Raw genomic sequence first — 23856 nt, forward strand, 5'->3', positions numbered from 1 at the left:
GTGGGTTTGCGCGGCAGGGAGCGACCCCCCGGCCCTCGACCCCCTCCAGGGTCCCCCGCCTACAGCGGCAGGCGATGCCCTGTCAGCCGGGCGCCCCGGTCGAACTCCGCCCGCCGGGCCTCCATCCGCCCCAGGGCGCGGTCGATGTTCCGAGAGACGCCGCGCCAGACCAGCACGCCGATCACGACAGCGCCGATCACCAACGACACGAAGACGGCCAGCGCGAGGTAGATCAGGGTCAGGGGATCGGTCATGGCGCCCTCCAGTGTGAGCCCAGAGACGACAAAACCCGCCGCGGCGAACCGGGCGGGCTGGACAAAAGGCGAAATGGTTTCGCTTTTCCGATTGACTGACGAAATGATTTCGCCTATTCTTCTCTTGTCGGACGGGGATGGTCCCCACCGACTGAAAGGAGGTGATGCGCAGTGGATATCCTGGGGTGGCTGAAACGCCTCTTCCCGCGGTTCCGGATCAAGGTGAGGTTGGCCGCCGAACTTGAACTGGAAACCATGGATCAGAAGGAGGACGAGTAAGCGGACAGGGTGGGGTCGGGAAACCGGCTCCACCTCCCCGGAAGACGAAGCGCATCACCTCCTAAACCCAGAGGTTACCATGACCGCTGACGAGTTCAAGGGCTGGCGCAAGAGCCTTGGCCTGACCCAGCAGGAAGCCGCCGACGCCATCGGCATCACCAAGCGGAGCATCCAGCTTTACGAGGCCGGAACCCAGCCGGTGAGCCGGACCATCGCCCTTGCCTGCGCTGCTATCGCCGCCGGGTTGTCGCCCATCGGGTCCTCTGCCAGCGACGCCCCGGAATAACGAAACCCGCCGTGACGAGCGTCAGGCGGGCTACTGTTTCTGGCATGCTGCCGCAGCCGAGGAGCCTTCAGGGCACCGGCTGCTGAGACCTCTTGAGGCCTCGTAGGATGGGTATCCCTACCCCAATCGAACGAGGCTGTCAAGGGTCTCAGCAGCGCCGAGCACGTCACTCCGCCGCCTTGACGCCGGCAGCCCTCACACGGGCTTCGTTCTGGCGGCCGAACAGGCTGAGCAGAACGCGGATGCGTTCCCCCTCGTCGGCGACGAACAGGGCATCCCAGCCGGCGAAGGCGCCCTCGGTGACACGGACGGTCTGGCCGGGCTGGAAGCGGGGTGCCGTGACCACGGCCTCGGCAGGTTCGACCGGGACCGGCTCCACCGGACGGAGGTCCACGATCCCAGCGCCGGCCTGCATGCGGGCCACCACAGCCTCCACGGCCCGCACCGGCAGCACCAGGGCACGGCGGCGGCTGTCGAGGCTGACGTACTGCACGCTGGGCACCAGGGCCAGCTTGCGCGCCTCCTGACCGGGCATGGACCCGGCGAAGACGTAGCGCCCGAACATGGGTCGCTCCACTTCCCGGCGCTGGTCCCTGCGATCCGTGATGACCTCCCGGCACCGCGGGGCGATGACCTGATAGCCACGGGCCAGCAGGGCGGCCACGGCCTTGGGGTGATCGTTGAGCTTGGTCCCGACGACGACGACATGCCAGCGGCGACCATCGAGGTCGAGGTCAGCGAGCGGGGTTCCGGTGGTGTTGGTGGTCTGGGTTCCAGTCATCGGGCGCTTCCTTGACCTCTCCAGCCGTTACCAGTGGTTACACCCACGGGTTTCGGCTAAGTGGTTGATAAGAAAGCCCCTGTAACTAAGTAACATATGTAACGGATATAGATATATATATGAGAGAGTGTGTCTATATGGGTCTCTCTGTATATATATCTATCCTTTCGCCGTTTTTTCGTTACTTCGTTACAAAGGGCAAATTTCGGTTCTAGATCAGTGACTTAACGCGTAACCGGTGGTCGTTACCGGGCGTTTCGCGCCTTGTCACACGTCACCGCATTGATTTCACTGCATTTTCCCGTTTCACACATTTCCACACCATGTAACGAGTGGTTTGTTACAAACCCGATGTAACGACGCGCCGTTACGCGCAAGCTATTGCTCGGGCTTCAGTATTTCGGACAGCGGGACGCCAACGGCGCGCTTCACCATTTTCCCAAATCGCATCGATTTCGGTGTGGTTTTGACTGCGCCATTCACGCGTCCGAGTTGTGTTTCCCAGGCCGACGCCCAGGGTGTGTCCCGGAACAGGGCGCTGAGCCGGCTGTGCGATCTGGCCGCCCAGAGCATCCCGGATGACGGGTCAACGCGCAGTCCGAGGTGGAGCAGATGCATCTCGGCGACGTCGGGGAAGACGCCGTCCACAGCATCGCCGGTGAGCTTTCCGGTGAGGTCCTGGACGCCGCCAGCCACCGCCGCGACCAGGGACGCCACCGGCCTCTCGAAGGCCGCCCCGGAGCCGGGCTGGACCCTGATCATCTGTTCGAGGAGATGATCAAGGGCGCGGTCCTGATCGGGTGCGGTGTCATCCTCCCCGGCCCTGCGCGCCCAGCTCCGATCGAGGAACGTCCGGGCTTCGTCGATGGTGAGGGTCTTCGAACTGAACAGGCTGTGGAAACCGGCCAGGACGCCGCCCACGGTATCGCCGTGCCGTTGGGAACCGGACCGCTCCGATACAGCGCGGGCGAAGGTTTGGGCGTTGGCGCGGATCACCCCCAGCAGGGACAGTGTCCTGGCGAGAAGACCGCCGCACCATTCCGGTGTGAGGGTGTCGGTGACGAGGCGCTGCAGCTCGGCGAACTGTTCAGCCGCGGCAAGAGCGCCCTCCTCGGACAGGTTGCCGCGCCCCTGGAGCGAGAACACGAGGGTTCGGGATTCATCGGCGGCTTGATGCAGGGCGAGGTTGATGGAGCTGAACAGGAAGCTGCTGCGGATGCTGAAGGTCTGCGCCCGTCCGGATTGCGTCCCTTTGACGATCGGGGCGGCGTCCTCGGAACTGGCCTGTCGGGCCAGATCAAGGATGAGCTGCACCCGCTCCCGATCCTGCTGGTTCTGTGTCTCCGCCTCATCGAAGACGACGGGCCGACCATCGGCGCCGAGGAGCTGGCGGACGCCGGCCTCCGTGGTCTTGCTCGACACCCGGAGCGCGATGGTGCCGATGACGGCCCTGGCGATGTTGTCCAGAATCCAGGTCTTACCGGAGCCTTTCTCACCGGTCAGCCAGCCGTGGGCACGCCACGGCATGGCGCCACAGACCGGGGCGACGACGAGGAACCCGGCGAACAGTGGGGCCAAGCCGGGATCATCCCAGCGGGCCAGCTTGCAGATGTCGAACAGTTTCCTAGCCTCCGCCGCTGACAGCGGGGCAGCCAGATGCACCGGACAGGCCTGGGCCTGCTCGTAGAGGAAGTAGGAGCGGTGCGCCATGATGCCGGTGGGGTTGCCGTCCACGATCATCCCGTTTCCGAGGTGGAGGACGGCGCGGCCTTCATCCCACCAGGCGCCACGACCACGGATGCGGTCGGGATCATAGATGCCGACGGCGTGGGCCTCGGCGATCAGGGCGTTCGCCGCGGCGGTACCATCGAAGCCGCCCCTTCCGCCGGGATAGCGCTGCTGCCAGAAGTCGGCGGGTGCCAACTCCATGAGGCAGGCGATCTCCTTCAGGTCGCGGCTGGCGAGATCCACGATCTGGCCCCCGGCGCGCCGGATGAAGTAGTAGCGGCGCCGGTTGTAGCCCAGCGCGCGGTACGGCAGACCGTCGTCATAGATGGGCGGGCCGGGATCATCGGCCTCGGCGTCGCGCGCCGGTGGGCAGCCCAGCGGGTCGATGTCGGGGGTGGGGGTGGCCTGGGGTGCGGCCTCGATGCGGTCCAGCTTCCGGCAGGCCGAACCGATGGATGCCAACCGCTCCTCGATGGTTCCGGCCTCAGCGGCGGCCAGCACCGCATCCAGATCCGCGATGGCGACTTTATCGGCGCCGGCTCCGTAGAGGGCCTGTCCGATGTCGGGATCGGTCGTGACCAGCTTCCGGCCCGGCGCCGGGACACGGGACCAGTCGAAATCGGGGCGCCCGGCCAGCACGGCGATGCCGGGCAGAGCGGCAGCCAGCCGGTTCCTGGCCTCGGAGTCCGTCGTCACGATGACGCGGGTGGCGTCGGCGATGCTGCCGAGACCGATGGGGGGCGACTTAAGCATGGGCGGTCTCCGTCGCCGCGGCCTCACCGATGACGAACGGGGCGCGGGCGAGTTGCCGAATCCTGGCCTTCAGCGTCCGGCCGAGATCGGGGGCGGCGGGCTCGACACGACTGCAGCCGGCGAACGCGGCACGGGGATCGATGCGGGACCAATCCAGCACGCACGCCGCCCGGCCAGCGGCACGGAGCCAATCCAGGGGGGTGGCGACCAACCGGACGGCAGCACCGGTCTCGACGCAGTCCGCGATGTAGTCCTCACCGATCATCTCGGCCAAGCCGGAGCGCAGCCACCATTGACCGGGCCGGGCGAGGTTGAAGGCGCAGAGGTCCCAGACCTCCGCCCACATCCCGGTATCGGGATCAGCACTGCCGACCGGCACGATGAAGGCCTTGACCGATTCCGTGCCCGGTGACTGCGGGGCATCGCTCACCGGCTCGAAGGCACCGGAGAGGCCAGCCCCAGCGGGATCGGCCCAGACCTGGGACCAGCCGACCAGCCGGCGGGCGGTGTAGGTCTGTGGTTCGGCCCGGACCGGTTCGAGATGACCGCCGACCAAGCGCCAGCCGATCGAGGAGGTGTGGGCGGCATCGACCTGCAGGACGCCGGCGGAGACCAGGAAGTCGCGATGCCGAGTGGTGATCCGGGCCGATGCCGTGGCGAATTCGTGGAGGAGGTTCACGGTCCCCTCCCCTCGCCCGGCGCGGCACCCGGCCCTGCCGCCAGCAGCGCCGCGGCCTCCTCTGGTGATCGTGCGACACCAGCGATCCCGCCGCGCTGCGTCACCATGGAGACGAACGCTCTTTGCTCCTCGGTCGAGCGGCCGCGAGCGGCCTTGACCTCGACGGCGGTGAACACGGCGATGCTGCGCCCCACCATCTCGGGCGTTATGGTGATGGTGGTCAGGCCGATCAGATCGGAGCTGCCGACGCAGAGGCCGGCATGCAGGGGTCTGGCGTTGCGGACGACGACGTCGCCCGACCCGACGCGGACCGTGGATGGCGCCGAAAACCGTACCACCTGACCGGCCCAGCCGGTGCCGACGTTATTCCGGAACAGTCTGGCATCGGGCCGGGCGCCCAGCGCCAGCAGGATGCTGCGGAGGATGGGGGTCTCGCGCGCCGTCATCCCGCCGCCCTCCGCGACCCGTAGAGCCGTTCCTGATGCTCGATGAGCCCATCGATGCGACTGCGGCCGGTGCCACGGAACCGCATCTGATGATCCACCCAGCCCGGTTTGTACCCACGCTCGGCGGCGATCCTCTCCAGATCATCCCTGCTCCGGGCCTGTCCGACCTCGGCGCGACGCTGAGCCTTCTCGGCCTCCTTCGCGGCGGCCAGGGCGTCGCGATCCACGGGCCTCAACTCGCCGTCGACCTCCTCGGGCGTCCGGCCCTCCGGCGCGTATTCGTGACCGCAGGCCGGGCACGTCATGGCCGGACGGTGACAGGCGAAGCACTGCGGGCATTGTTTCACCGGCGGACCGCTGTCCTCCGATTTCCCCTTGCTCCGGCTGGCCCTGCCGCCCAGGCTCCAGTCCCGATCATCATCGGGCATGCCGTGGCGGAGCACGTTGCCGACATGGTCCAGGATCAGGGCGCGATCCTTGCCCGGCGCTGGCCGCAGGGCGCGGCCGACCTGCTGGAGGAACATCGCCAGGGATTGCGTCGGACGGAGCAGGATGGCGGCCTCGACCGCCGGCACATCGAACCCCTCGGAGATCAGGGCGCAGTTCGTCAGGACGCGGATCTGTCCAGCAGTGAAGGCGGTGATGACGCGGCGACGCTCATCGGGATCGGCCTCACCGTCGAGATGCATGGCCTCGATGCCGGCGGCACGGAACTCGGCCGCAACATGCTGGCTGTGCGCGATGCTGCAGCAGAACGCCACCGCACGGGCGCCGGGGGCCAGGGAGCGGTAATGTCCGACCACGGAACCGGTGATGGCCGGCTTGTCCAGCTTGGCGGCGGCCTCATCGGCGGCGAAGTCGCCGGCTCTGGTATGGATGCCGCTGAGATCGGCGATCATTGGCGCATAGACGACGGGCCGGGCGAGGTGGCCGCGCCCGATCAGCTCGCCGATCGTCGGCCCTTCGATCAGGGCATCGAAGATGCCGCCGTGCCCGACCCCGAGACCTTTACCATCCAGCCGTTCCGGGGTGGCGGTGACGCCCAGCCAGCGGGTTCCGGACAGCGCGGTGTGGGCGCGGAGATATTGCGCCGCCGAGGCGTGGTGGGCCTCATCGAGCACGGCGAGGTCCGGCGCCCACAGTGACGGGCGGCGACCACTGGCCGGGAAGTAGAGCCGGTCGGACCGGGCATCACGAAGGAGACCTTTCCGCGCCCAGCGGTCCAGCGTCTGGATCGTGATGATCTGGACCGGGGCGGCGGCGTCCGGGGTGAATCCGGAGTGCAGGACCCCGGCCCGGATTCCATACTCACGGAATTTCTCGGCGGTCTGCGCCAGCAGGACCAGCGACGGAACGACGAACCACGCCAGCCGGCCGCGCTTGGCAACGCCATCGGCGATGGAGCCGGAGACGGCCGTTTTGCCGCCGCCGGTGGGCAGCACGGCCAGGGGCGCGCGGGCACCGGCGGCGATGCTGGAGCGGAGGCCGGCGACCAGATCGGCTTGGTAGTCGCGGAGGGTGAGGGTCATTGGGTGACCTCCCCGGCGCTACGCCACTTCGGCATCCAGTCCGCCATCGTCGCCTTGACCTGCGGATAAACCTCCGGGTGCTGGGCACCGAAGTCGGGCATGGTGGTTCCGCGCCGGAAATGCGGGAACCCGATGTCGTCGGTGCTGGAGTTCGGGACGGCCTCAAGCCACGCCTGCCAGCCACCAGCGATCCAGCGCCGGATATCGATCTGCAGGGCTTTGAAGTCCTGGCGGGTGACGTATCCGGTCTCATCGAGCAGGGCTTGGACCCGCAGCGCGGACACCTTCCAACGGCTCAGGGTACGCGGCGCCGATGCCCCAGCGGTGACGTCGGGCACATAATCCGGGAGCGGGTGGCGCTTCGTCGGCAGGAGCGGGAACCAGTACGATTCGTGGCTGCCCACCGTTCCGGGAAGGTCGGGGCTATGGCTGCCCTTCGAGGACATCCAGTAGGTCTGCGGCGGCCAGCACCGGACCACGGTCATGGAGCAGTAAGCCGCCAACGCCTCCAGGTCGGTGCTGGCTTCCGCCGGGACGAGAATGGCCCGGTAATCGGGGCCGGGATTTTCGAGGTCCCAATAGTTCTCGGATGCCTGCGCCAGGACCTTAGCGTTCAGGCGGAGCTTGGCTTGGACGCCGGCCTGCACCCCGGAGGTGTGGACGAGCAGGATGTCCCAGCCCGCGGTTTCCGGATAGGCGGTCCAGCCCGGCGGCAGCTGGGCCACGAAGGCGGAGCAGAGATCCGCTTCGGTGGCGAATTGGGGAGGGCGTTTCATCGCCTCACCCCGCCGCGTTCAGTACGTCGAAGAGCGAACCCGCCGCGGCGCGGTCGCGAGCCGACTGCAGATTGGTTGCCGCCTGCCGGAAGTAGCTGGGCTTCAGCTCGAAACCGATGCCGCGACGGCCTGCCTCAACAGCGGCATAGACCTCGCTCCCGATGCCAAGGAACGGCGTCAGAACGGTTTCGCTGGGGTTGGACCAGAGATCAATGCAGCGCTCGATGACGTCGAGCTGGAGCGGAGAGATATGGACCTCATCAAGTTCATCCCGCGCGGTCCGGTACTGTAGGGTCCGGGTCTGATTGATGTCGGTCCAAACCGGAGACGCATAGCGCTGCCAGACCTCGATGCTGTACCAGTTCCGGCCATCCATCGGCGCCGTGTACTTGGACCGGTCCGGCTCCGGCAGGGAACCGATGTAGCGATCAAATCCGCCGGCCACCGGAACCGGGTTAATGCCCGGCTTCCGGAACGTCACGATGTAGTCGGCCAAGCCCTGGCCGCTGATGGAGCTGTCCTTCACGATCTGCTTGTGCAGGAGGCGGATGGACTTCGTACGCTGCTGGGCGACGACAGGGTCTTTCCAGATGCAGACTTCGCTGTGCAAAATCCAGCCCGCCGCCTCATAGGCACGGATCACCTCGCCACGGAAGTCCCGCATCCCGATCACGCCGTCGCGAATCTTGCTGGTCGGCAACTGCATGACGTGAACGCTGTGCAGCCGGCCCGGCATGGCGACGCGGAGAAGCTCCCGGATGAGGAACCCGTAGTGCTCCCAAAAGGCGTCACCTTCGCTGTTGGACAGGTCGCGGTCGCTGTTGGAAAACTTGTAGAGGCCCTCGAACGGCGGCGAATGGATGCCGAAGTGAATGCTGTTGTCCGGAATGGCTTGGATCAGTTCGCAAGCATCGCCCTGGTATATGGCATAATCATCGGCGATGATCTGATCGACTGCATTGATGGTCATGATGCAATCCTTTCGACCCACCCCGGCATCCGCACCGGCATTGATGGGCGGTAATCCATCGTGTCTCTGGTGATGCCGCGCACCTCTCGGGCGGACAGGTCGGCCATGTGGCGCAGCATTGCTGCGGCCATTCGCTCGGCGTCCTCTTCCTTCCTTCGGAGGTTGGCGACCACCGCACCCTCAGTGGATGCAGCGACGAAATGGGCGGTGACGGTGCTGGTCTGGCCAAAGCGCCAGAAGCGGCGGATGGCCTGATAGACCTGCTCCCAGCTGTCGGAGAGGCCGACAAATCCGGTGTCGGCGCAGTGCTGCCAGTTCAGGCCAAATCCGCAGATGGTCGGCTTGGTGACCAGCACGCGGGTCCCCCCGGCGGCGAAATCGGCGAGCTTCCGCTCCTTCGTGTCCTCAGGGTCGGAGCCGCGAACCTCAACAGCCCCTGGGATTGCTCGCGCCAAGGCCTCGGATTCCGCGTTGAGGTTGCACCACCACACAAACGGCCTGTCGCTCGGCGTGATCGATGCCGCCATGGCCACCCTGGCGGCCACGCTGTCGCGCCGCGCAGCAAGCCGCTCACTCATCGTCCGGGCCTCGACCGCGAACAGCGTCCCCATGGACGGGGCGGCGTCGACTTGAACGGTGTGCTGAACCTGCCGCAGTTCGGGCAGATCGTAACCACCGACGGCATATCCCAGGTCCGCCGGCGAGCGGATCATGACGGCCCACTGCGCCATCCATCGCCAGAAGGCATCCTCGGCGTGGCCCTTCAGGCGCCATTTCTGGGTGTCGCCGCCGTCGTGCACGAAGAACGTGGCGAGCATGTCCGTGTACGACATGACACCAAGGAACTCGGCGTGATTGCCCAGCTCCATGAAGTCGTTCGGCGCCGGCGTCGCGGTGGCGGCAAGCCTGAACGGGATGGATGCGGTGCTGCGGATGAGGTGCGTGCGGAACTTCCCGTCCGTCGATTTCAGGATTGAGCTTTCATCCAGCGCGACGCCGACGAAGGACGACAGGTCGATGCGGTGGAGCTTGTGGTAGTTGGTGACGTTGACGCCGGCACCGACCTCGCTTTGGTCGCTGACCTGCCGGGCCGGAACTCCGAACTTCTGCGCCTCGCGGCAGATCTGTGCAGCAACGGCCAGCGGCGCCAGGATCAGCACGTTGCCGCCGGTCGCCTGATGGATGCCCTGCGCCCAGGACAGCTCCATCAGCGTCTTCCCCAGGCCGGTCCCGGCGAACAGAGCGGCGCGTCCACGCTTCAGCGCCCACCGGGTGATGTCGCCCTGGAAATCGAACAGCGCATCCGGGAGGTTGGGGATGTCAGCGATGCCAGTCGGGGGATCGATGATGGCTTTGCGGCGCAGGAAGTCGGCGTAGGCGTCCGTCATGACCCCACCCCGCTGGTCCGGCGTTCGTTGATGTCGATGGTTCGCGCCGGCGCACCAGCGAGGCGGGTGCGCCAGTCGTCGGAACAAAAAACCGGGCAGAAACCACGCTCAATCAGCGCGGCATAGGTGCGAGGCCGCAGCCCACGCAGCAGATCGGGATTGGTGACAAACAGCCGGAACATCTCCGCGAACCACTCGCCATCGTCCGGGCAGTAGTTGGTCAGCTTCGGTTCGCTGGCCTGACGACGCAGGTCCGCGCTGAAGTTGCCGCGGTAGCGGTCCACGGTCGTGCTGCGCAGCACATCGACGTGGTGCCCCAGCTCGTGCGCAAGCACGCCATAGGGGGGGCCGATCAACCGCATGCCCCGGAAAAGACCACGCCCGACCGGCGGTCCCGATGGATGCGCAGGCATCCACGCAAATGTTGATGGTGGTCGGACGATAGAAGGCGCAAGCATCCCACGCCCATTCCGCTTTGCTCCAGCGCTTCACAAGCGGACAGGCGATACCGTTCAGATCACACCACTGGTGGATTAGTTGCTGCCCACTCAGGAAGAGCTGGTCCTTGGTCGGATACGGCGCGGTCATGACCCCACCCCGCACATCTCCGACAGATCGCGGCGTCCACGGGAGATGCGGCTGCGCAGCGTGCCGGCGTTGATCCCGAGCGCCTCGGAGGCCTCCTCGTAGGTCATCTCATCGAAGGCAACGGCCGTCAGGGCGGCGAGCCGGCCCGGGCCGAGGCGACCGAAGAAGACCAGCGTTTCCGCCACCATCACGGCGTCTTCCTGCGCCGGGGCCGCAGCGGTGCGGCGATGGAAAGCGTCCGAGACCGCGTCATCATCCACGGAGCGGTGCACGAACTGCGCGTCGTGGCGCGCCACGTCGCAGGACAGGTTCCGCATGATCGTGTAGAGCCAGCCGCGGAGATTGGTGCCGTCGAAGAGGTGCCGGCGCTCCAGCGCGCGGATCATGGTGTCCTGCAGCAGATCCTCGGCGCGGGCCGAGTTGCCCCTGCTGAGGTTGCGGGCGCGGGCGGTCAGGTCCGGCATGAGGTCCAGCAGGCCCGCGGTGAAGGGGTCCTTCGGGGCGTGATGCGCGGTCATGCTGAGACCCCTTTGCGGGGGCGGCCGCCGCGCTTCTCCCAGGCCAAGCCAGCAGCGAACAGGTGGTCGCCCAGCGCCGAGACCGACACTTTGTATTCATCAGCCAAAAGCTTGAGGGGCTCGCCGTTCTGCAGTCTCTGGTGGATGGTCGTGATGTGGATCAGCCGATCGTCGGGCCGGACGATGATGGTGCGCCCCTTCTGCTCCGGCTCATTTTGCGTTCGGGACATATCGTCCTCCAGCGGGTTAACTCCCGCTCACTATTTTAGGAGGAACCTAAAAAGTCAACGCTGACATTTAGGCGTTGCCGAAAATTCAGATTTCCGGTACAAGGAGAGCATCAGGAAGCGCGGTGCGCCGCGACATGGAGACGACGAATGGATGAAGCCAGCTTCAAAGCCGCTACGGGGCGCCGCCTCGATGCCGCCCGGATCGCGCTGGGCCGCACTGCAGCCGAAGCCGCGGCCATGATGGGCGTCAGCCGACCGACCTATTCGGATTATGTGGGTGGCAAAATCCTGCCGCCGCCGTTCAAGCTCCAGCCCTTCGTGGAGCTGGGGATTTCCTTGGATTTCCTGTACTACGGCATCAAGACGGCACTGCCGATGGGCTTGGTGGATCGCCTCGCCGAGGCTGAGACCGAGGCGTCCTCTGACACCCAGCCGGTGCCGCGTCGCGGGAGACCGCGCCTCGTTAAGGGTTGACCGCTCGCGCGCCGGCTCGGTTCCTCCTGGTTTAGATCTGAAGCCCCGTAGGTCCCTGGCCTGCGGGGCTTTTTCGTGCCCGCCCGTTGCTCGGCGAAAATATTTTTAGGCATTACCAAAAAAGCGCGTTGACATTTTAGGCTGATCCTAAAATACTCCCCCTTGTCCCTAACGGGGCGTTTCCTCCCAAACTGGCCGGAGCGCGCACCCCCGCCGCTCCGGCCCTTTCTCGGGGAGGGCAACAAGAGGGGAGAAAACCGTGAGTGAAAAAACGTACGCCGTGCTGGTGGAAATCACCCACGAACGCCTCCGGCAGATCGAGCAGGAGGGTTTCAGCGCCGATCACGACGCCGAGCACGACTGCGGGGAGTTGGCTGCCGCTGGAGCGGCGTATGCCCTCGCCGGGTCCTTCTCGTCCGGCTGGCAGGCCTCTCACCCGCCCCTGGTCTGGCCGTGGAAGGTCGAGTGGTGGAAGCCGAAGGACCGCCGCCGCGACCTGATCCGCGCCGCCGCGCTGCTCGTCGCCGAGATCGAGCGGCTGGATCGGACCGCGGCCAGCACCTCCACCGGAGCCTGACCATGGACCCGATCAAAATCACCAGTTTCGGCTCCTACGAGGTCTGGGCGCTGGGTGGTGGCCGCTTCGCCGTCCGCGACGCTGCCGGCATCCTCGACATCGAGCACCCCAGCCTGGACATCGCCACCGCCTACGCGATGGACCTCGCCGGACCGACCGGCAAGGAATCGCTGGCCTACTTCCGGGCCGCCTGATCCGGGCTGCGCCCGGCCTCCACCACGCCTGACCGGCGCCACCCCACAGACCCCGACACCAACCGGCCGGAGCGCCGGAACAGGAGAGCTTTGCCATGAGCGAACCCCCGGCCTCCGCCCCCCTCCTCGACCTGCTCGCCCTGGTGCTGATCTGGGGCCTCGCCGTCGCCGCCCTCATCGCCTTCGGAGACTGATCCCATGCGTTGGCATGATGCTCCCCCCATCGTCTCGACGGTCGATGGCGACACCATCGCCAAGTGGTCGCTGCGCTTCAGCGGGATCATGCATCCGGCCGTGCGCCGGACCCAGACCGACCCCGGCCAGCCCGCCGAATTCGAGGTCTACAGCATCGAGGCCTGCAAGGACGGCGAACACTGGTCCGCCCTGCCGGAAGCGATGCTGACCCCGGAGCTGTACGCCGCCCTGGCCCGCATCGGCACCGATGCCGAGGCCGGTGCGGTGGAGCGGGAGCAGGCCGCCGCTCGGGAGGTGCTGGAATGATCCGCCCCGACGAACTCCCCGCCGATCTGGCGCAGACCCTGGCCGTCGTCGTGTCCGCCAAGCTCGACGCCTACAAGGCGGAGTACCGCGCCATGGTGGCTGGGAAGCTGGTGGAGGTCCGCGACGGCTACGGGCGCGGCGGGCCGGAGTGGAAGGCCCTGGACGATGTCCTGAAGCGGATCGGGGCTGCACCCCGGAATCCGGGATGACCGCGATGAAGACCGGCAACATCACCCCATCCGCCGCCCAGCTCGCCGTGATCCGCCAGATCGTGGAGTGGTATGGCGAGCGTGGCCGCCAGGAATTCTACCTCGCCGGTTATGCCGGCGTCGGCAAAACCACCATCGCCGCCCTCGCCATCGAGGAAATCCAGCGCCGCTACAAGGGCTGCCGCAAGGTCATCACCGGTGCCTACACCGGCAAGGCCGCGCATCGCCTCCGCCAGAAAGGCGCCCCGGACCCCAGCACGATCCACGCCATGATCTACCTGCCGAAGGTGGTCGAGGGCCGGCTTGTCTTCGAGCTTGCCGCGGACGGGCCAGCCAGTTCCGCGGACCTGATCGTCTTGGACGAGGTCAGCATGGTCAATCGCGAGTTGGCCTCGGACCTCCGCAGCTTCGGCAAGAAGATCCTCGTCATGGGCGATCCCGGCCAGTTGCCGCCGGTGGCCGGCGCCGGGGCCTTCACGAACCGGGAGCCGGACGCCTTCCTGTCCGAGATCCATCGTCAGGCCGCGGACAGCCCTATCATCCGGTTGGCGACCGCTGCCCGCTTGGGCGAACCGATCCGGACCGGTGATTACGGTGCCGATGTCCGTGTCGCCGTCCTGACGCAGGAGACCCAGCACGAGGTCTACCAGCCGCGGACGCAGGCCATCTGCGGCATCCATCGTGTCCGCTGGACGATCTGCCAGCGCGCCCGGCGCCGCTTCGGCTTCGAGGGGCCGCTGCCCCTGAAGGGCGAAAAGCTGATCTGCACCCGCAACAACCGGGAAGAGGGGCTTTTCAATGGTGCCCTCGGCATCGCCACCGCCGACGCCGAACCGGAGGTCCGGCCCTACGTCGATATTCGCGTCCATCTGGATGATGAGCCGGAGCCGCGGAACCCGCTGCTGACACATCCCTGGCAGTTCGCCCAGCACTTCGACGCCAGCACCCGGAAGCCGGACCGACTGGAGAAGGGCATCAACGAGTTCGATTGGGCCTATGCGATCACCTGCCACAAGGCGCAGGGGTCGGAATGGCCGCACGTCACCATCGTGGACGACAGCGCCGCGTTCCGCCGCGCCGGCCAGAACGATGCCCCCAAATGGCTTTACACCGCGATCACCCGCGCCCAGGCCGGGCTGACGCTGCTGCTGCGGGGTGCGTGATGGAAACCCCAGCCCAGGGCCTCCGCCGCCCGAACACCGCCCCGCGCCGTCCGGTTGCCCAGCTTCCGATCCGCCCCGGCGAGACCCGGTATTTCAAGACCCGGCTCGTCAAGCACGGTCCGCATGTCCCGGCCAGCGTGAGCATCGTCGACGGCGACCGCGATCCGGAGACCTGGGAGCTGATGTCCGACTGGAAAATGGTCGCGGAGGTCAACGGCCGTCCGGTGCCCTGCGACGGCTGGGAGCCGCGGGGCTGGCCCTGGCAGCCCATCGACGAAGCCGAATACAGCGACCTCCGCCGCTTGTCCGAATGGGCGCGGACTTACGCCGCCGTGAGCCCGGAGGCCGCCGCCCACCCGCTCGCCAACCCGCGCCGCCCGATCGACCGGGCTGCGGCGCCGATTTTTTGAGGGAGACCACGCCATGCAGACCATTGAAGTCACCTGCTATTGGGACGCCTCCGACCGCGAGACCGGTCATTCATCAATCAACGAAATTACCGAGAACTACGCGCACGGCGAGGTCGCTGAGGTCGAGCACGTTGCTGTTGTGCGGACCTCGTTCCACGCGACGCTGCCTCCCGCTGAAGACGCGGGCTCTGACGATGCGTGGGAGATCGAGACCGACACCAGGGAGCAGGCCGAGAAAGCCGTTTCCGACGAACTGGCGCGCCGTAAGGCCGCCGCCGAGGCCTAACCTATGCCCGACGCCACCCCCATCCCCGGCAGCAACGGCGCCCCCGACGCCGCCGACGCCCTGGCCGTTCTCCGCTCCGCGCTGGTCGATCCCGAGGACCCGACCCGGTCCAAGCTCGTCGCCGAACTGCACGGCCTCCTCCTCACCGTTGCGACCTCTGATGACCCGACCCGCGCCGCCAACCGCGCCCGCCTGGAATCCGTCATCGCCCGCTGGGATGCGGAACGGCCGGAGATCGCCGACGACGACCAAGCCGCCAAGGCCACGGATTGCGCCGGTCGCATCGCCGCCGCGCTGAAGGAGGAGGAGTCCGCCCGCACCGCGGCGAAGCGGCCCTATCTCGACGGGCAGAAGCGCATTGATGCCGTCTTCAAGTCCCGCAGTACCCGCCTCGATGCTGGTTTGGGCGACAACCGCGCCAGAACCGGTCTGCGGGGCCGGCTGATCCGCTACACCGAACGGCTGCAGCGCGCCGCCGACGAAGCCCGCCGCAAGGCCGAGGCCGAGGCCGCCGCCCTTGCGGCCGAGGCCCAGGCCGCCGAGCAGTCCCTGCGCGATGCCGCCGAAGCCGCCGCCAAGGGCGCCCCGGTGGATGGAGCGCTGATGCTGGAGCAGGCCGCCGAGGCCGCCAAGCTGCGCGAGGCGCAGGCCGATGCCCTTGCCGCCGTTCCTACCGGCCCGGCGCCGGGCACGATCCGGACCGACCACGGCGCGATGGCCAAGGTGCAGGTCCGGTACCGGCTCGACATCTTCGATTACGACGCCATCCCCCGGAAATTCATGGTCCCCGACACCGCATGCATCAAGGCCGCGCTCGAAGCCGGCCAGGAGATCCCCGGCGCCCGTCTGGTGCCGGAAACCGGCGTCACGATCCGCTGACGCGCCCCTTCCCCATCCCCAGAGGCCACCAATGACGTCCACCGACCTCGTCATCCCCGAACGGCGACAGCTCGCCGACTTCCGCCCGCAGGGCCGCAGCCTCCGCATCAAGACCATGCCGCTCCAGCTCCCCGAGATCGGCAAGATCAAGATCGGCATGAAGGGCGCCGCCCGGACGAGCCGTGGCGGCACCGAGTTCCAGCCGCCGCAGAAGCTGGACCACTTCCTGGTCACGACGCTGGAGCGCGGGCAGGACAACAACTACCTCCGCGATGAGCGCGTCCACGCCCAGCTCGGCGAGAAGCCGCGCGATCTGCCGGTCCGGCTGGTGTTCGACGATCCCGAACTGAACTTCCAGTCCCGGTTGGTCGCCTACCAGGGCAAGACGCTGTGGTGCCATGGCGACGGCATCACCTCCCAGCGCCTCCAGAAGGACGGTACCTGGAAGGAGCATGACTGCTCGAAATGCCCGCTGGCCGACCCGGCGTTCCAGGCCATTGCCGAGAACCAGCGCTACCCGAAGTGCAAGATGAACGGCCGCCTCGCCGTCATGCTGGACACCGCCTCGACCGTTGGCGGCGTCCATGTGCTGCGGACGACCTCCTACAACACCATCGTCGGCATCACATCGTCGCTGGCCTTCCTGACCTCCGTCACCGGCGGCCCGCTGGCGGGCATCCCGCTCACGATGTCGATCCGCCCGAAGACCGCCACGGACCCGACCGGCAAGACGCAGACCATCTACGTCGTCTCCCTGGGCTTCGCCGGGGCCATGGAGCAACTGCAGTCCACGGCGTTGGACATCTCCCTCCGGCGGGAGCGGAACCGGGCGCGGATCGAGCAGGTCGAGCAGGAAGCCCGGTTGATGCTGGCCGCCCCGATCGGTGGCGGTGATGTCCTCGGTGACGACGCCGCCGATGTGGTGGACGAGTTCTACCACGAGGAGGTGCAGCGCGCCGCGGATACGGCGCCACCGAAGCCGACGCGGGGAAAGGCAGCGGCCAGTCCGCCGGCCCAGGCCACCGCTCCCGCGGTGATCGATGTCGAGCCGGAGCCGGTCACTCCCCAGCCCGAGCCGGAGCCCACCACCCCGGAGCCGGAACCCAGCGCCGATTACGAGCTGATCGCCCTGGACGGTGAGGTCCGGACCTGGATGCGCGGCCAGGAACAGAACTACGTGACCTCCTTCCTGGCCGAATTGGCGAACGCCGCCCGTGCCGGCAAGGCCGCCCTGGAGGGCCTCTGGGAGAGCAACACCGCTGGTCTCGCCGCGGCGCCGGAGGGTCTGATCGCCGAGGTCCAGACCGAGTACCGCCGCCTCCTCGCCGAGGTCACGCGTCCGGCGCAGGCGCAGGCCGCGCAGCCCAAGGCGGTGGAGACCGCCCCGCAGCAGGCCGCGCCGTCGACCGCCGCCACCAAGCCGCCCAAGGCCAGCACCGCCGCTGCCCCGCCTCCGCCGCCGCCCGCTGGCGGTGACGACGACCTGTTCTGACCACGATCCGGCAGGCGCGGCCGAGCTGCGCCTGCCTATGGAGGCAAGCATGACCACGCCCCGCCCGACCGCCCGAGAAGTCGCCGCCGAAGCAGTTCCGGTCGACCACCTCCGCACCCCCGCCGGCCTCACCGACCTTCCCCACGGCATCTACGCCCGCGCCGTCCGTCTCCACATCGATCCGCTCTGGGGCCTCGCCGGGGACGAGCCCGGCCTGTTCGCCCAGTTGGAGGATGCCGTCCGTGATGCCGGCCTGTCCGAGCACGAACCGCCGATGGCCGTTCTGGGCGCCGTGGAGCGGGCCGAGGACGAGGCCGATCATCACCTCAACCTCGGCTCGACCTACACGATGCGCCGCTTGATCGAAGCCGCGCACATGGGTTTTCCGGGCCGCTGCGATGAATGCGGGGAGCCACACGACCTCGACGGCCCGACGTGCGACTGCGCCGACGAGGACGAAGACGCCGACGACACCGAAACCCCCACCTCCGCCACCGCGTGAGCGAGACCCGACCATGCACCTCACCATCGACCGCGCCGATCTCCTCGCCGCCCTGCGCCGTGGCGGCCAGCTCTCCGGGCGCAACAAGTCCGTCCCGATCCTGGATTGTGTTGTCCTGCGCGCCAAGGACAGCGGCTTCACCGTCGCCAGCTCCGACACCACGCAATGGGCCTCCCTCTCCGTCCCGGCCACCGTGGCCACGCCCGGTGACGCCGCCGTGAACGGCGCCATGCTCACCAAGGCGGTATCCGAGCTGCCCACCGGCAAGGTGGATATCAGCCTTGATGACGGCCTCCTCCGCATCTCGCAGGGCCGCACCAAGCTCCGGTTCCCGGCACTGCCGGCCAGCGACTACCCGGCGGCCAGCCCGGTCAAGGGTCCGGTCATGACCATCACGGCCGGCGAACTGCGCCGCGTCGGCGACGCCACGACCTGGGCGGCCAGCACGGAAGAGGCCAGGATGCATCTCTGCGTGACCTGCCTCCGTCCGGCCGACGGGTCCCTGCAGGCCTGGGCGACGGACAGCCACGTCATGGTGCGGACCGGTGTGGCCGGAGAGGGTGACATCCCGACCCGCGACGTCATGCTGCCGGTCACCGCCTGGGCGCCGCTCCGGGCCCTGCTCGACGGCGCCAGCGATGATGAGCCGGTCGAGGTCACCATCGGCTACTCGAAACCGCTGTCGCCCTCCGCCCAGCCCAGCCCGAACGCCGCGGCGTTCCGGATCGGGGCAGCCCGGTTCCGCACCGGCCTGACTGCTGGGGCGTTCCCGGACAACATGGGGTGGCTGGTCACGAACGCGCTGCGCGGGGGTATCAGCCTGGAGTTCGAGCGCGACGCCCTGGCCAACGCCCTGCGCCGGGTTCGCGTCGCCGCCGAGGGCAAGGCGTCGTCGGTGCGCCTCGACATCTCCACCGATGGTGTCGCCATCGTGGCCGGCGCTTCCGGTGGGGTCTCGGCCGAGGATTGGGCCGAGGCGTCCGGGTCCGGCGACCTGTCCATCGGGTTCGGTTCGAAGCTGCTGGGTTCAGCGCTGGGCGCCATGCCCGCCGGCCGGATCTCGGCACGGTTCACCGATCTGGCGTCACCCGTCGTGCTGTGGCCGGTCGGGACCGGGCCGGACGAGGCCGCGCTGCTGGCGCTGGTCATGCCGCAGCGGGTTTGAGCCATGGACAGCTACGCCCAGCAACAACGCAAAGACCGACCATGGATCGACTATCCGGTCGGCACCAAGGCGCACGCCGTCAACGGCGGCCACTGGATCAAGCAGGCGGATGGCTGGTGGAAGTGGTTCACCGGCGACGCCTTCCCGTCACCTGGGGCTGATGCCTTCCTTGTGACGCTACCCGAGCCCCAGCCGGAGGATTGACGCGATGACGAACATCACCCGCACCTTCAACGGGACGCCGATCGGCCAGCGGGACGACGGCTATCTGAACGCCACGGCTATGTGCAAGGCGAATGGGAAGGAGTGGAAGCACTACAACGAGAATGCTGGCACTGCCGACTTCATTGCCGAGCTTTCTAGGTCAGTCGGAATTCCGGCTGACCTTCTCGTTGCGACCGTCACCACCGGACCGAATGCCGGCCGCGGAACCTGGGTCCACCCCCAGGTCGCCTACCACCTCGCGCAGTGGTGTAGCCCGGCCTTCGCCGTCCAGGTCACGGAGTGGATTCATGACATCCGCACCAAGGGGTATGCCGCCCTGCCCGGCGCGGACATCGCCGCCACGGTGGCCGGAATCGTCGCGCCGCTGATCGCGCGGATGGAGTCGACGGATCACCAAGTCGCCACCCTCTCCCAGCAGGTCCAAGACCTGATCGTCACCGCCGACAACCGCAACTCGGCTGTGGCCGGTGTCACCGTCCTCGAACTGCTTGATGCCGCCGGGGCCGTTCAGAAGGGGCGCCGAAGCCTCGGCGGGAAGATCAGGCACGAGCTGCTTGAGATCGCTGCCGCGCAGACCCCGCCCTTGGCACTGTCCAGGCACTCCCATTCCAACGTGTGGATTTTCCCTGTCGAGTTCGCCCAGGCCTACATGCGGCGGCGTGGGCGCCTGTTGGTGGAGTTGCACAACTCCGAACTGGAGGGAGGCGAAACGCTGACGCTCCCGCTGCTGGGGCTGGGGCGTCGGGGGAGGAAGGGATGAGTGCCAAGCGCGCCGATCTATCCGGCCTCCCCTTCTGGCCGCGGTGCCTGTCACGCGATCAGGCAGCCGCTTATGTCGGTGTGTCGCCGGGGAAGTTCGCTGAAGAGGTGGGCGCGGGGATATGGCCCGCTGGCGAGCCCCGCGGCGGGCGCGTCCTGTGGGATCGCAACCTGCTCGACATCGCGCAGGACAAGCGTAGCGGAATCGTGGCATCGTCACACGCGCCGGCTGAAGATCCATGGGCATAGACATGGCAAAAATACCGCTGGAGCTTCCGCGGTTCGTTATCGCCAAGAATCGGGGCGGAACGTGGGCGTTCTATTTTCAGGTCCCGAAGCGTCTCCAACCGGAGGGCTGGCCGTCCGGGGCGTTGCGCCTGCGCGACGAGCGTGGTGGCGCCATCACCGATCCTGTTGCCGCGGTAGCCCGTGGTCGCGAACTTAATGCGCAGCTCGATAGGGCGCGATCTCAGGTCTCAGCGGGACCAGTCGAGGGTACGCTACCATGGCTGATCGCTGATTACCAGAAAAGCGACAAGTACAAGAAGAAAGCTGAAGCGACGCGATATCAGTATGATCTGCTGGCCAAGCAGATGATTGCTTGGTCGAAGGCAAAGCAGCACCCGCAAATTAAACAGATGACCACCCCGGCGGTGCTGAAGTTCCTTTCTCAATACGATGACCGCCCTACCCTGCGGGCGCGGATGGCCGCCTTCGGCTCGATCCTGTGGAACTTTGGCCGCCGCCGCGGTGCCGCGACCGACAATGTGTGGACCGATCTCGGCCTGGAGAAGGACGCACCCGAGGTGCACATTTGGGCCGATGTGGAGATCGCCGCCATTGTGGCGAAGGCTGACGAGATGAGCCGGTCCAGCATCGGCACCGCCGTCCTACTCGCTTCTGAGACCGGTCAGCGTCAAGGAGACGTCCTGGACATGCGCCGAGGCCGGGAATGGGATGGCGCAACCCTTCGTCGCGTGCAGAACAAGACGGGCGCCTATGTCACCGTGCCAGCGACCTCGCTGCTGCGCGACCGCCTTGCCGCGCTACCGAAGGAGAACATCCTGTTGGTTGTCGCCGAGACGACGCGCCAGCAGTGGAAGCAGCAGGCATTCTCCAAAGCCTTCCGGGAGATCGCCAACGCCGCCGGCTTGCCCCACATCGAGTTCCGGTCACTCCGTGCGACCTGTGTCTGCCGCCTCGCTTCCGCCGGCTGCTCAATCCCCGAAATCGCCAGCATCACCGGTCATACCCTGGTGAGCGTCCACCACATCCTGAAGCACTATTGGCGCCCTGACAGTGACCAAGCGAAGCACGCCATTGCCAAGGTGGAGGCGTTCCGCCGAAAGCATTCGGATGGCGTTCAGGAGCACACTTCACTCAGTTGATTATGTTTGAAATCTTGCCTCCGCGGCTAACACAGAGGCAATATCTCGCAGAAAATCGATATTTATTTCTCTACCCGCACCTACCCTCAAAACGAACATCTACCTTCGAAGGAATTTTGGACCCAATATTCGGTCCTTCAGTAATTTCTGCCCCACGATTGTTCGCTGATTGCGCAAACGGCCTCATCAAATACTCGGCAGATGTCCCATCCTGGTATCCAAGAATTGCGTACAATACCGCTCTCTCCCTTCCATTTACACCAAAGACAGTACATTGAGGGCTTTGCGCGGCGATATAAAGGTTGAGTTTGGCATCTGGTGATCCAGCATTTGATATCTCAAATCTGACATTCGAAAGACGCATCTCCCTCCAACTTTTATCACCCAAGTTGAACACTAATGGGTTCGCGGGTTTCTTGCTTCCGTCCGACGGCGCTTGAGAGGGTAAGGGGAGAGTTCTGTTAGAGGTTCCGCAGTCAGAGATATTAAGGTAAACCTTCAAAGGAGACGGATCACAACTTTCAATGTCTTTTAAAATTCTGAAACAAAAATAAGAAACAAAGGATAATGTCAAAACCAAGACTGTCATCGCCAGCGGAACGACAAGATACGGATACTGCACTATGGTATAAATGCATCCTATAAAAAGGGCTGGAACCAATACAGTAACAGTTGCTTGAATTGCTGTCAATGTGCTCCCGCCGAACTGGGTATAAACAAACAATGCAAGCGAAAAAACGACGTAAACAGTCAACATCACCTGCGCGGTCTTTTTGGGAAGCCTCTCTTTTTTTAACGGCTCCGGCATTCCGTCGACGTCTTTCTTACATTCTTCATTGCACATGCCCACCCCCTTCTATCGCAATCAATTGACGGGTTGCGTAGAATATGAAGCTATTACGTGCTTCGCCAATCGCACGCTCAATAATACAATTAATTTATGTCCATGCAAATGACCATTCCGAAGCTATCAGCCTCTGCACTCCCTTTTTAAGGGAGAACTAACGTCACTATTTCGGCGATAGAATGTCCGTCGCACGCCCATCGGTTATGATGCGCTACCCACTCAACGGCTACGCACATCTCCTGCAAAGTTATGCCTACCTCATGGCGCTCTCCACCGGTCAGACGCAGCGCCATGAGCTGCCCTCTCGGCGTCGGCACGCAGGGGCAGCTCATGGCGCTGCGCGAGCGACCGGGTCCTGCTCGCCTGACGCACGCCGCCGCCCCTGCGGCATACGCGCAGTTCAGCAACGATGCGGCTCCAGTTCCCAGCAGTCGTCCAGCGTTGCAGACACCGCCAAGCGCCCCACCAGCTCATCACGTCTTCCGGCCAACCGCGCCAGAGTGCCTCGGTGCGAGCCTTCCTCTGGCTGGCCCGCACCGAGGCACCGGTAATCAAGGGAGGGACGCCCGGTTCTGGGCTTCCGCGGCGGCAACAAGGGGAAGAGCTAACACCACATCGCATCGGTCAACATGGTTCTGATCGGCGCTTGGCCCAAATGCGATCAGATCAGTTCCATGCAACCCCTTTGGCAACAGGACCCAGCGGATTCGCGCCCTCCGGAAACGGTCGAATGGGCGCTCTGAACACATATCGAGAACAGGGAGTTTGACACGCGGTCTGACGGGAGTTTGACACACTCACCGTCAAGACCGCTATGTCATTGAAACTGTGGTGATCCGGGTGGGATTCGAACCCACGGCCACATGATTAAAAGTCACGTGCTCTACCGACTGAGCTACCGGATCACAGAAGCGTACGGCCTGTCGCCGATGCGGGGCGCAACATAGGGGCCAGTGACTCCCCCGTCAACAGCGGGGTTGGGCGGAGCGTACAAAAATTTCGCCATCCGCCGCCGCTGTTCGGCGTCACTGCTTAAGGGTCTGCACTTTCTTGTTGGCGTCGCCGTTGCCGGCTTCCAGGGCGAAACGCTCGGCCAGATGATCGGCCACGCGGCCGCTGACAAAGCCGCGGATGTCGCCGCCCAGGCGCCCGATCTCCTTGACGAAGCGCGAGGAGATGAACTGGCTCTTCTCCGAGGCCATGAGGAACATGGTCTCGATCTTCGGGTTCAGACGGGCGTTCATGCCCGCCATCTGGAACTCGTACTCGAAATCGGAAACCGCCCGCAGGCCGCGGATGATCACGGTGGCGTTCACCTCCACCGCAAAATGCATCAGCAGCGTGTCGAAGGCCCGCACCTCGATGCTGGCCCCCGCGTTGTTGAGGGCGGTCACGTCCTCCCGGACCATCGCCACCCGCTCGTCCGTCGAGAAGAGCGGCCCCTTGCCGGCGTTGCGGGCGACGCCGACGATCAGGTGATCGACGAGGCGCGACGCCCGCTGGATGATGTCCATGTGCCCGTTGGTGATCGGGTCGAAGGTGCCGGGATAGACACCGATGCGGCGCTTGGCCATGGGAGT

Annotated in this window: 30 protein-coding genes and 1 tRNA gene; 16 read left to right on the forward strand and 15 right to left on the reverse strand. The window is 66.0% G+C overall.

The features are described 5' to 3' along the window. Nucleotides 1-59: 59 nt before the first annotated feature. Nucleotides 60-254, reverse strand: coding sequence for a hypothetical protein (locus FBZ83_RS30415; protein ID WP_145690693.1), 195 nt, complete (start codon nt 252-254; stop codon nt 60-62). A 358-nt stretch (nt 255-612) separates the two neighbouring features. On the opposite strand from FBZ83_RS30415, the gene FBZ83_RS30420 reads away from it, so the two are divergent. After that, entirely contained in the window at nt 613-819 is a 207-nt protein-coding gene (locus FBZ83_RS30420) for a helix-turn-helix transcriptional regulator (RefSeq protein WP_145690695.1), read from the forward strand. Nucleotides 820-985: 166 nt separating this feature from the next. On the opposite strand, the gene nusG is transcribed toward FBZ83_RS30420, so the two are convergent. The 11 genes from nusG to FBZ83_RS30475 all read right to left on the reverse strand — a co-directional run bounded on the left by nusG (nt 986) and on the right by FBZ83_RS30475 (nt 11205). Continuing rightward, nucleotides 986-1600, reverse strand: a complete 615-nt coding sequence (gene nusG / locus FBZ83_RS30425) for a transcription termination/antitermination protein NusG (RefSeq protein WP_145690697.1) — start codon at nt 1598-1600, stop codon at nt 986-988. 378 nt (nt 1601-1978) lie between these two features. Then, the gene (locus tag FBZ83_RS30430) at nt 1979-4081 is read right to left on the reverse strand and encodes a hypothetical protein (RefSeq protein WP_145690700.1); all 2103 of its coding nucleotides are present in this window, start codon (nt 4079-4081) and stop codon (nt 1979-1981) included. Further along, nucleotides 4074-4760: a hypothetical protein gene (locus tag FBZ83_RS30435; RefSeq protein WP_145690702.1), complete on the reverse strand. Its 687-nt coding sequence runs from the start codon at nt 4758-4760 to the stop codon at nt 4074-4076. The genes FBZ83_RS30430 and FBZ83_RS30435 overlap by 8 nt, the downstream gene beginning before the upstream one ends. Continuing rightward, entirely contained in the window at nt 4757-5206 is a 450-nt protein-coding gene (locus tag FBZ83_RS30440) for a VRR-NUC domain-containing protein (protein ID WP_145690704.1), read from the reverse strand. The genes FBZ83_RS30435 and FBZ83_RS30440 overlap by 4 nt, the downstream gene beginning before the upstream one ends. Then, nucleotides 5203-6735 (reverse strand): DEAD/DEAH box helicase, encoded by a 1533-nt coding sequence (locus tag FBZ83_RS30445; RefSeq protein WP_145690706.1) that lies wholly within the window; start codon nt 6733-6735, stop codon nt 5203-5205. Before FBZ83_RS30445 ends, FBZ83_RS30440 begins: the two co-directional genes overlap by 4 nt. Then, complete coding sequence (locus tag FBZ83_RS30450) at nt 6732-7511, reverse strand: hypothetical protein (RefSeq protein ID WP_145690708.1); 780 nt, start codon at nt 7509-7511, stop codon at nt 6732-6734. The genes FBZ83_RS30445 and FBZ83_RS30450 overlap by 4 nt, the downstream gene beginning before the upstream one ends. A gap of 4 nt (nt 7512-7515) precedes the next feature. Continuing rightward, nucleotides 7516-8481 carry a DNA-methyltransferase gene (locus FBZ83_RS30455; RefSeq protein ID WP_145690710.1) on the reverse strand — a complete coding sequence of 322 codons (966 nt, stop codon included), beginning with the start codon at nt 8479-8481 and terminating at the stop codon, nt 7516-7518. Beyond that, on the reverse strand, nt 8478-9869 hold the full coding sequence (locus FBZ83_RS30460; protein ID WP_145690718.1) for a DEAD/DEAH box helicase: 1392 nt from the start codon (nt 9867-9869) through the stop codon (nt 8478-8480). Before FBZ83_RS30460 ends, FBZ83_RS30455 begins: the two co-directional genes overlap by 4 nt. Then, nucleotides 9866-10231 carry a hypothetical protein gene (locus FBZ83_RS30465; protein WP_145690725.1) on the reverse strand — a complete coding sequence of 122 codons (366 nt, stop codon included), beginning with the start codon at nt 10229-10231 and terminating at the stop codon, nt 9866-9868. The genes FBZ83_RS30460 and FBZ83_RS30465 overlap by 4 nt, the downstream gene beginning before the upstream one ends. 222 nt (nt 10232-10453) lie before the next feature. After that, nucleotides 10454-10975, reverse strand: coding sequence for a sigma-70 family RNA polymerase sigma factor (locus FBZ83_RS30470; RefSeq protein WP_145690732.1), 522 nt, complete (start codon nt 10973-10975; stop codon nt 10454-10456). Continuing rightward, complete coding sequence (locus tag FBZ83_RS30475) at nt 10972-11205, reverse strand: hypothetical protein (protein ID WP_145690739.1); 234 nt, start codon at nt 11203-11205, stop codon at nt 10972-10974. Before FBZ83_RS30475 ends, FBZ83_RS30470 begins: the two co-directional genes overlap by 4 nt. A gap of 147 nt (nt 11206-11352) precedes the next feature. Here FBZ83_RS30475 and FBZ83_RS30480 point away from each other — a divergent pair, with 147 nt between their 5' ends. The 15 genes from FBZ83_RS30480 (at nt 11353) to FBZ83_RS30545 (ending at nt 21429) form a co-directional block, all read left to right on the forward strand. Beyond that, on the forward strand, nt 11353-11679 hold the full coding sequence (locus tag FBZ83_RS30480) for a helix-turn-helix domain-containing protein (RefSeq protein WP_145690746.1): 327 nt from the start codon (nt 11353-11355) through the stop codon (nt 11677-11679). Nucleotides 11680-11938: 259 nt separating this feature from the next. Further along, nucleotides 11939-12256, forward strand: a complete 318-nt coding sequence (locus FBZ83_RS30485; RefSeq protein ID WP_145690753.1) for a hypothetical protein — start codon at nt 11939-11941, stop codon at nt 12254-12256. Between the two features lie 2 nt (nt 12257-12258). Continuing rightward, a complete protein-coding gene (locus FBZ83_RS30490) occupies nt 12259-12450 on the forward strand; it encodes a hypothetical protein (protein WP_145690761.1) in 192 nt (63 codons plus the stop codon). A 198-nt stretch (nt 12451-12648) separates the two neighbouring features. Continuing rightward, a complete protein-coding gene (locus FBZ83_RS30495; RefSeq protein ID WP_145690767.1) occupies nt 12649-12951 on the forward strand; it encodes a hypothetical protein in 303 nt (100 codons plus the stop codon). After that, nucleotides 12948-13160, forward strand: coding sequence for a hypothetical protein (locus FBZ83_RS31615; RefSeq protein ID WP_186466236.1), 213 nt, complete (start codon nt 12948-12950; stop codon nt 13158-13160). The genes FBZ83_RS30495 and FBZ83_RS31615 overlap by 4 nt, the downstream gene beginning before the upstream one ends. Continuing rightward, a complete protein-coding gene (locus tag FBZ83_RS30500; RefSeq protein WP_186466237.1) occupies nt 13157-14323 on the forward strand; it encodes an ATP-dependent DNA helicase in 1167 nt (388 codons plus the stop codon). Before FBZ83_RS31615 ends, FBZ83_RS30500 begins: the two co-directional genes overlap by 4 nt. Then, the gene (locus FBZ83_RS30505; RefSeq protein WP_145690783.1) at nt 14323-14733 is read left to right on the forward strand and encodes a hypothetical protein; all 411 of its coding nucleotides are present in this window, start codon (nt 14323-14325) and stop codon (nt 14731-14733) included. The genes FBZ83_RS30500 and FBZ83_RS30505 overlap by 1 nt, the downstream gene beginning before the upstream one ends. 13 nt (nt 14734-14746) lie before the next feature. After that, on the forward strand, nt 14747-15019 hold the full coding sequence (locus FBZ83_RS30510; protein ID WP_145690789.1) for a hypothetical protein: 273 nt from the start codon (nt 14747-14749) through the stop codon (nt 15017-15019). Between the two features lie 3 nt (nt 15020-15022). Beyond that, the gene (locus tag FBZ83_RS30515) at nt 15023-15898 is read left to right on the forward strand and encodes a hypothetical protein (RefSeq protein WP_145690796.1); all 876 of its coding nucleotides are present in this window, start codon (nt 15023-15025) and stop codon (nt 15896-15898) included. A 31-nt stretch (nt 15899-15929) separates the two neighbouring features. Next, nucleotides 15930-17390, forward strand: a complete 1461-nt coding sequence (locus tag FBZ83_RS30520) for a hypothetical protein (RefSeq protein ID WP_145690802.1) — start codon at nt 15930-15932, stop codon at nt 17388-17390. A 49-nt stretch (nt 17391-17439) separates the two neighbouring features. After that, nucleotides 17440-17892 carry a hypothetical protein gene (locus FBZ83_RS30525; protein WP_145690809.1) on the forward strand — a complete coding sequence of 151 codons (453 nt, stop codon included), beginning with the start codon at nt 17440-17442 and terminating at the stop codon, nt 17890-17892. A 13-nt stretch (nt 17893-17905) separates the two neighbouring features. Then, on the forward strand, nt 17906-19057 hold the full coding sequence (locus tag FBZ83_RS30530) for a DNA polymerase III subunit beta (protein WP_186466238.1): 1152 nt from the start codon (nt 17906-17908) through the stop codon (nt 19055-19057). Between the two features lie 3 nt (nt 19058-19060). Continuing rightward, nucleotides 19061-19261, forward strand: coding sequence for a hypothetical protein (locus FBZ83_RS30535; RefSeq protein WP_145690821.1), 201 nt, complete (start codon nt 19061-19063; stop codon nt 19259-19261). A 4-nt stretch (nt 19262-19265) separates the two neighbouring features. Beyond that, nucleotides 19266-20042 (forward strand): KilA-N domain-containing protein, encoded by a 777-nt coding sequence (locus FBZ83_RS30540; protein ID WP_145690829.1) that lies wholly within the window; start codon nt 19266-19268, stop codon nt 20040-20042. A gap of 238 nt (nt 20043-20280) precedes the next feature. Beyond that, nucleotides 20281-21429, forward strand: a complete 1149-nt coding sequence (locus FBZ83_RS30545) for a tyrosine-type recombinase/integrase (protein ID WP_145690837.1) — start codon at nt 20281-20283, stop codon at nt 21427-21429. 70 nt (nt 21430-21499) lie between these two features. Here FBZ83_RS30545 and FBZ83_RS30550 read toward each other — a convergent pair whose 3' ends face one another. The 3 genes from FBZ83_RS30550 to coaD all read right to left on the reverse strand — a co-directional run bounded on the left by FBZ83_RS30550 (nt 21500) and on the right by coaD (nt 23850). After that, nucleotides 21500-22273 (reverse strand): hypothetical protein, encoded by a 774-nt coding sequence (locus FBZ83_RS30550; protein ID WP_145690844.1) that lies wholly within the window; start codon nt 22271-22273, stop codon nt 21500-21502. 832 nt (nt 22274-23105) lie between these two features. Next, nucleotides 23106-23181, reverse strand: a tRNA-Lys gene (locus FBZ83_RS30555). 120 nt (nt 23182-23301) lie between these two features. After that, nucleotides 23302-23850: a pantetheine-phosphate adenylyltransferase gene (gene coaD / locus FBZ83_RS30560; RefSeq protein WP_145671779.1), complete on the reverse strand. Its 549-nt coding sequence runs from the start codon at nt 23848-23850 to the stop codon at nt 23302-23304. Nucleotides 23851-23856 lie beyond the last annotated feature (6 nt).

Origin of the sequence: Azospirillum brasilense, assembly GCF_007827815.1 — a bacterium.
In the GTDB taxonomy this organism is placed as follows: domain Bacteria; phylum Pseudomonadota; class Alphaproteobacteria; order Azospirillales; family Azospirillaceae; genus Azospirillum; species Azospirillum brasilense_C.

What these genes read in the sequence shown, in the direction of transcription:
- FBZ83_RS30415 (WP_145690693.1), bottom strand. Translation starts at nt 254, where the DNA reads ATGACCGATCCCCTGACCCTGATCTACCTCGCGCTGGCCGTCTTCGTG.
- FBZ83_RS30420 (WP_145690695.1), top strand. Translation starts at nt 613, where the DNA reads ATGACCGCTGACGAGTTCAAGGGCTGGCGCAAGAGCCTTGGCCTGACC.
- nusG (WP_145690697.1), bottom strand. Translation starts at nt 1,600, where the DNA reads ATGACTGGAACCCAGACCACCAACACCACCGGAACCCCGCTCGCTGAC.
- FBZ83_RS30430 (WP_145690700.1), bottom strand. Translation starts at nt 4,081, where the DNA reads ATGCTTAAGTCGCCCCCCATCGGTCTCGGCAGCATCGCCGACGCCACC.
- FBZ83_RS30440 (WP_145690704.1), bottom strand. Translation starts at nt 5,206, where the DNA reads ATGACGGCGCGCGAGACCCCCATCCTCCGCAGCATCCTGCTGGCGCTG.
- FBZ83_RS30445 (WP_145690706.1), bottom strand. Translation starts at nt 6,735, where the DNA reads ATGACCCTCACCCTCCGCGACTACCAAGCCGATCTGGTCGCCGGCCTC.
- FBZ83_RS30450 (WP_145690708.1), bottom strand. Translation starts at nt 7,511, where the DNA reads ATGAAACGCCCTCCCCAATTCGCCACCGAAGCGGATCTCTGCTCCGCC.
- FBZ83_RS30455 (WP_145690710.1), bottom strand. Translation starts at nt 8,481, where the DNA reads ATGACCATCAATGCAGTCGATCAGATCATCGCCGATGATTATGCCATA.
- FBZ83_RS30460 (WP_145690718.1), bottom strand. Translation starts at nt 9,869, where the DNA reads ATGACGGACGCCTACGCCGACTTCCTGCGCCGCAAAGCCATCATCGAT.
- FBZ83_RS30465 (WP_145690725.1), bottom strand. Translation starts at nt 10,231, where the DNA reads ATGCGGTTGATCGGCCCCCCCTATGGCGTGCTTGCGCACGAGCTGGGG.
- FBZ83_RS30470 (WP_145690732.1), bottom strand. Translation starts at nt 10,975, where the DNA reads ATGACCGCGCATCACGCCCCGAAGGACCCCTTCACCGCGGGCCTGCTG.
- FBZ83_RS30475 (WP_145690739.1), bottom strand. Translation starts at nt 11,205, where the DNA reads ATGTCCCGAACGCAAAATGAGCCGGAGCAGAAGGGGCGCACCATCATC.
- FBZ83_RS30480 (WP_145690746.1), top strand. Translation starts at nt 11,353, where the DNA reads ATGGATGAAGCCAGCTTCAAAGCCGCTACGGGGCGCCGCCTCGATGCC.
- FBZ83_RS30490 (WP_145690761.1), top strand. Translation starts at nt 12,259, where the DNA reads ATGGACCCGATCAAAATCACCAGTTTCGGCTCCTACGAGGTCTGGGCG.
- FBZ83_RS30495 (WP_145690767.1), top strand. Translation starts at nt 12,649, where the DNA reads ATGCGTTGGCATGATGCTCCCCCCATCGTCTCGACGGTCGATGGCGAC.
- FBZ83_RS31615 (WP_186466236.1), top strand. Translation starts at nt 12,948, where the DNA reads ATGATCCGCCCCGACGAACTCCCCGCCGATCTGGCGCAGACCCTGGCC.
- FBZ83_RS30500 (WP_186466237.1), top strand. Translation starts at nt 13,157, where the DNA reads ATGACCGCGATGAAGACCGGCAACATCACCCCATCCGCCGCCCAGCTC.
- FBZ83_RS30505 (WP_145690783.1), top strand. Translation starts at nt 14,323, where the DNA reads ATGGAAACCCCAGCCCAGGGCCTCCGCCGCCCGAACACCGCCCCGCGC.
- FBZ83_RS30510 (WP_145690789.1), top strand. Translation starts at nt 14,747, where the DNA reads ATGCAGACCATTGAAGTCACCTGCTATTGGGACGCCTCCGACCGCGAG.
- FBZ83_RS30515 (WP_145690796.1), top strand. Translation starts at nt 15,023, where the DNA reads ATGCCCGACGCCACCCCCATCCCCGGCAGCAACGGCGCCCCCGACGCC.
- FBZ83_RS30520 (WP_145690802.1), top strand. Translation starts at nt 15,930, where the DNA reads ATGACGTCCACCGACCTCGTCATCCCCGAACGGCGACAGCTCGCCGAC.
- FBZ83_RS30525 (WP_145690809.1), top strand. Translation starts at nt 17,440, where the DNA reads ATGACCACGCCCCGCCCGACCGCCCGAGAAGTCGCCGCCGAAGCAGTT.
- FBZ83_RS30530 (WP_186466238.1), top strand. Translation starts at nt 17,906, where the DNA reads ATGCACCTCACCATCGACCGCGCCGATCTCCTCGCCGCCCTGCGCCGT.
- FBZ83_RS30535 (WP_145690821.1), top strand. Translation starts at nt 19,061, where the DNA reads ATGGACAGCTACGCCCAGCAACAACGCAAAGACCGACCATGGATCGAC.
- FBZ83_RS30540 (WP_145690829.1), top strand. Translation starts at nt 19,266, where the DNA reads ATGACGAACATCACCCGCACCTTCAACGGGACGCCGATCGGCCAGCGG.
- FBZ83_RS30545 (WP_145690837.1), top strand. Translation starts at nt 20,281, where the DNA reads ATGGGCATAGACATGGCAAAAATACCGCTGGAGCTTCCGCGGTTCGTT.
- FBZ83_RS30550 (WP_145690844.1), bottom strand. Translation starts at nt 22,273, where the DNA reads ATGTGCAATGAAGAATGTAAGAAAGACGTCGACGGAATGCCGGAGCCG.
- coaD (WP_145671779.1), bottom strand. Translation starts at nt 23,850, where the DNA reads ATGGCCAAGCGCCGCATCGGTGTCTATCCCGGCACCTTCGACCCGATC.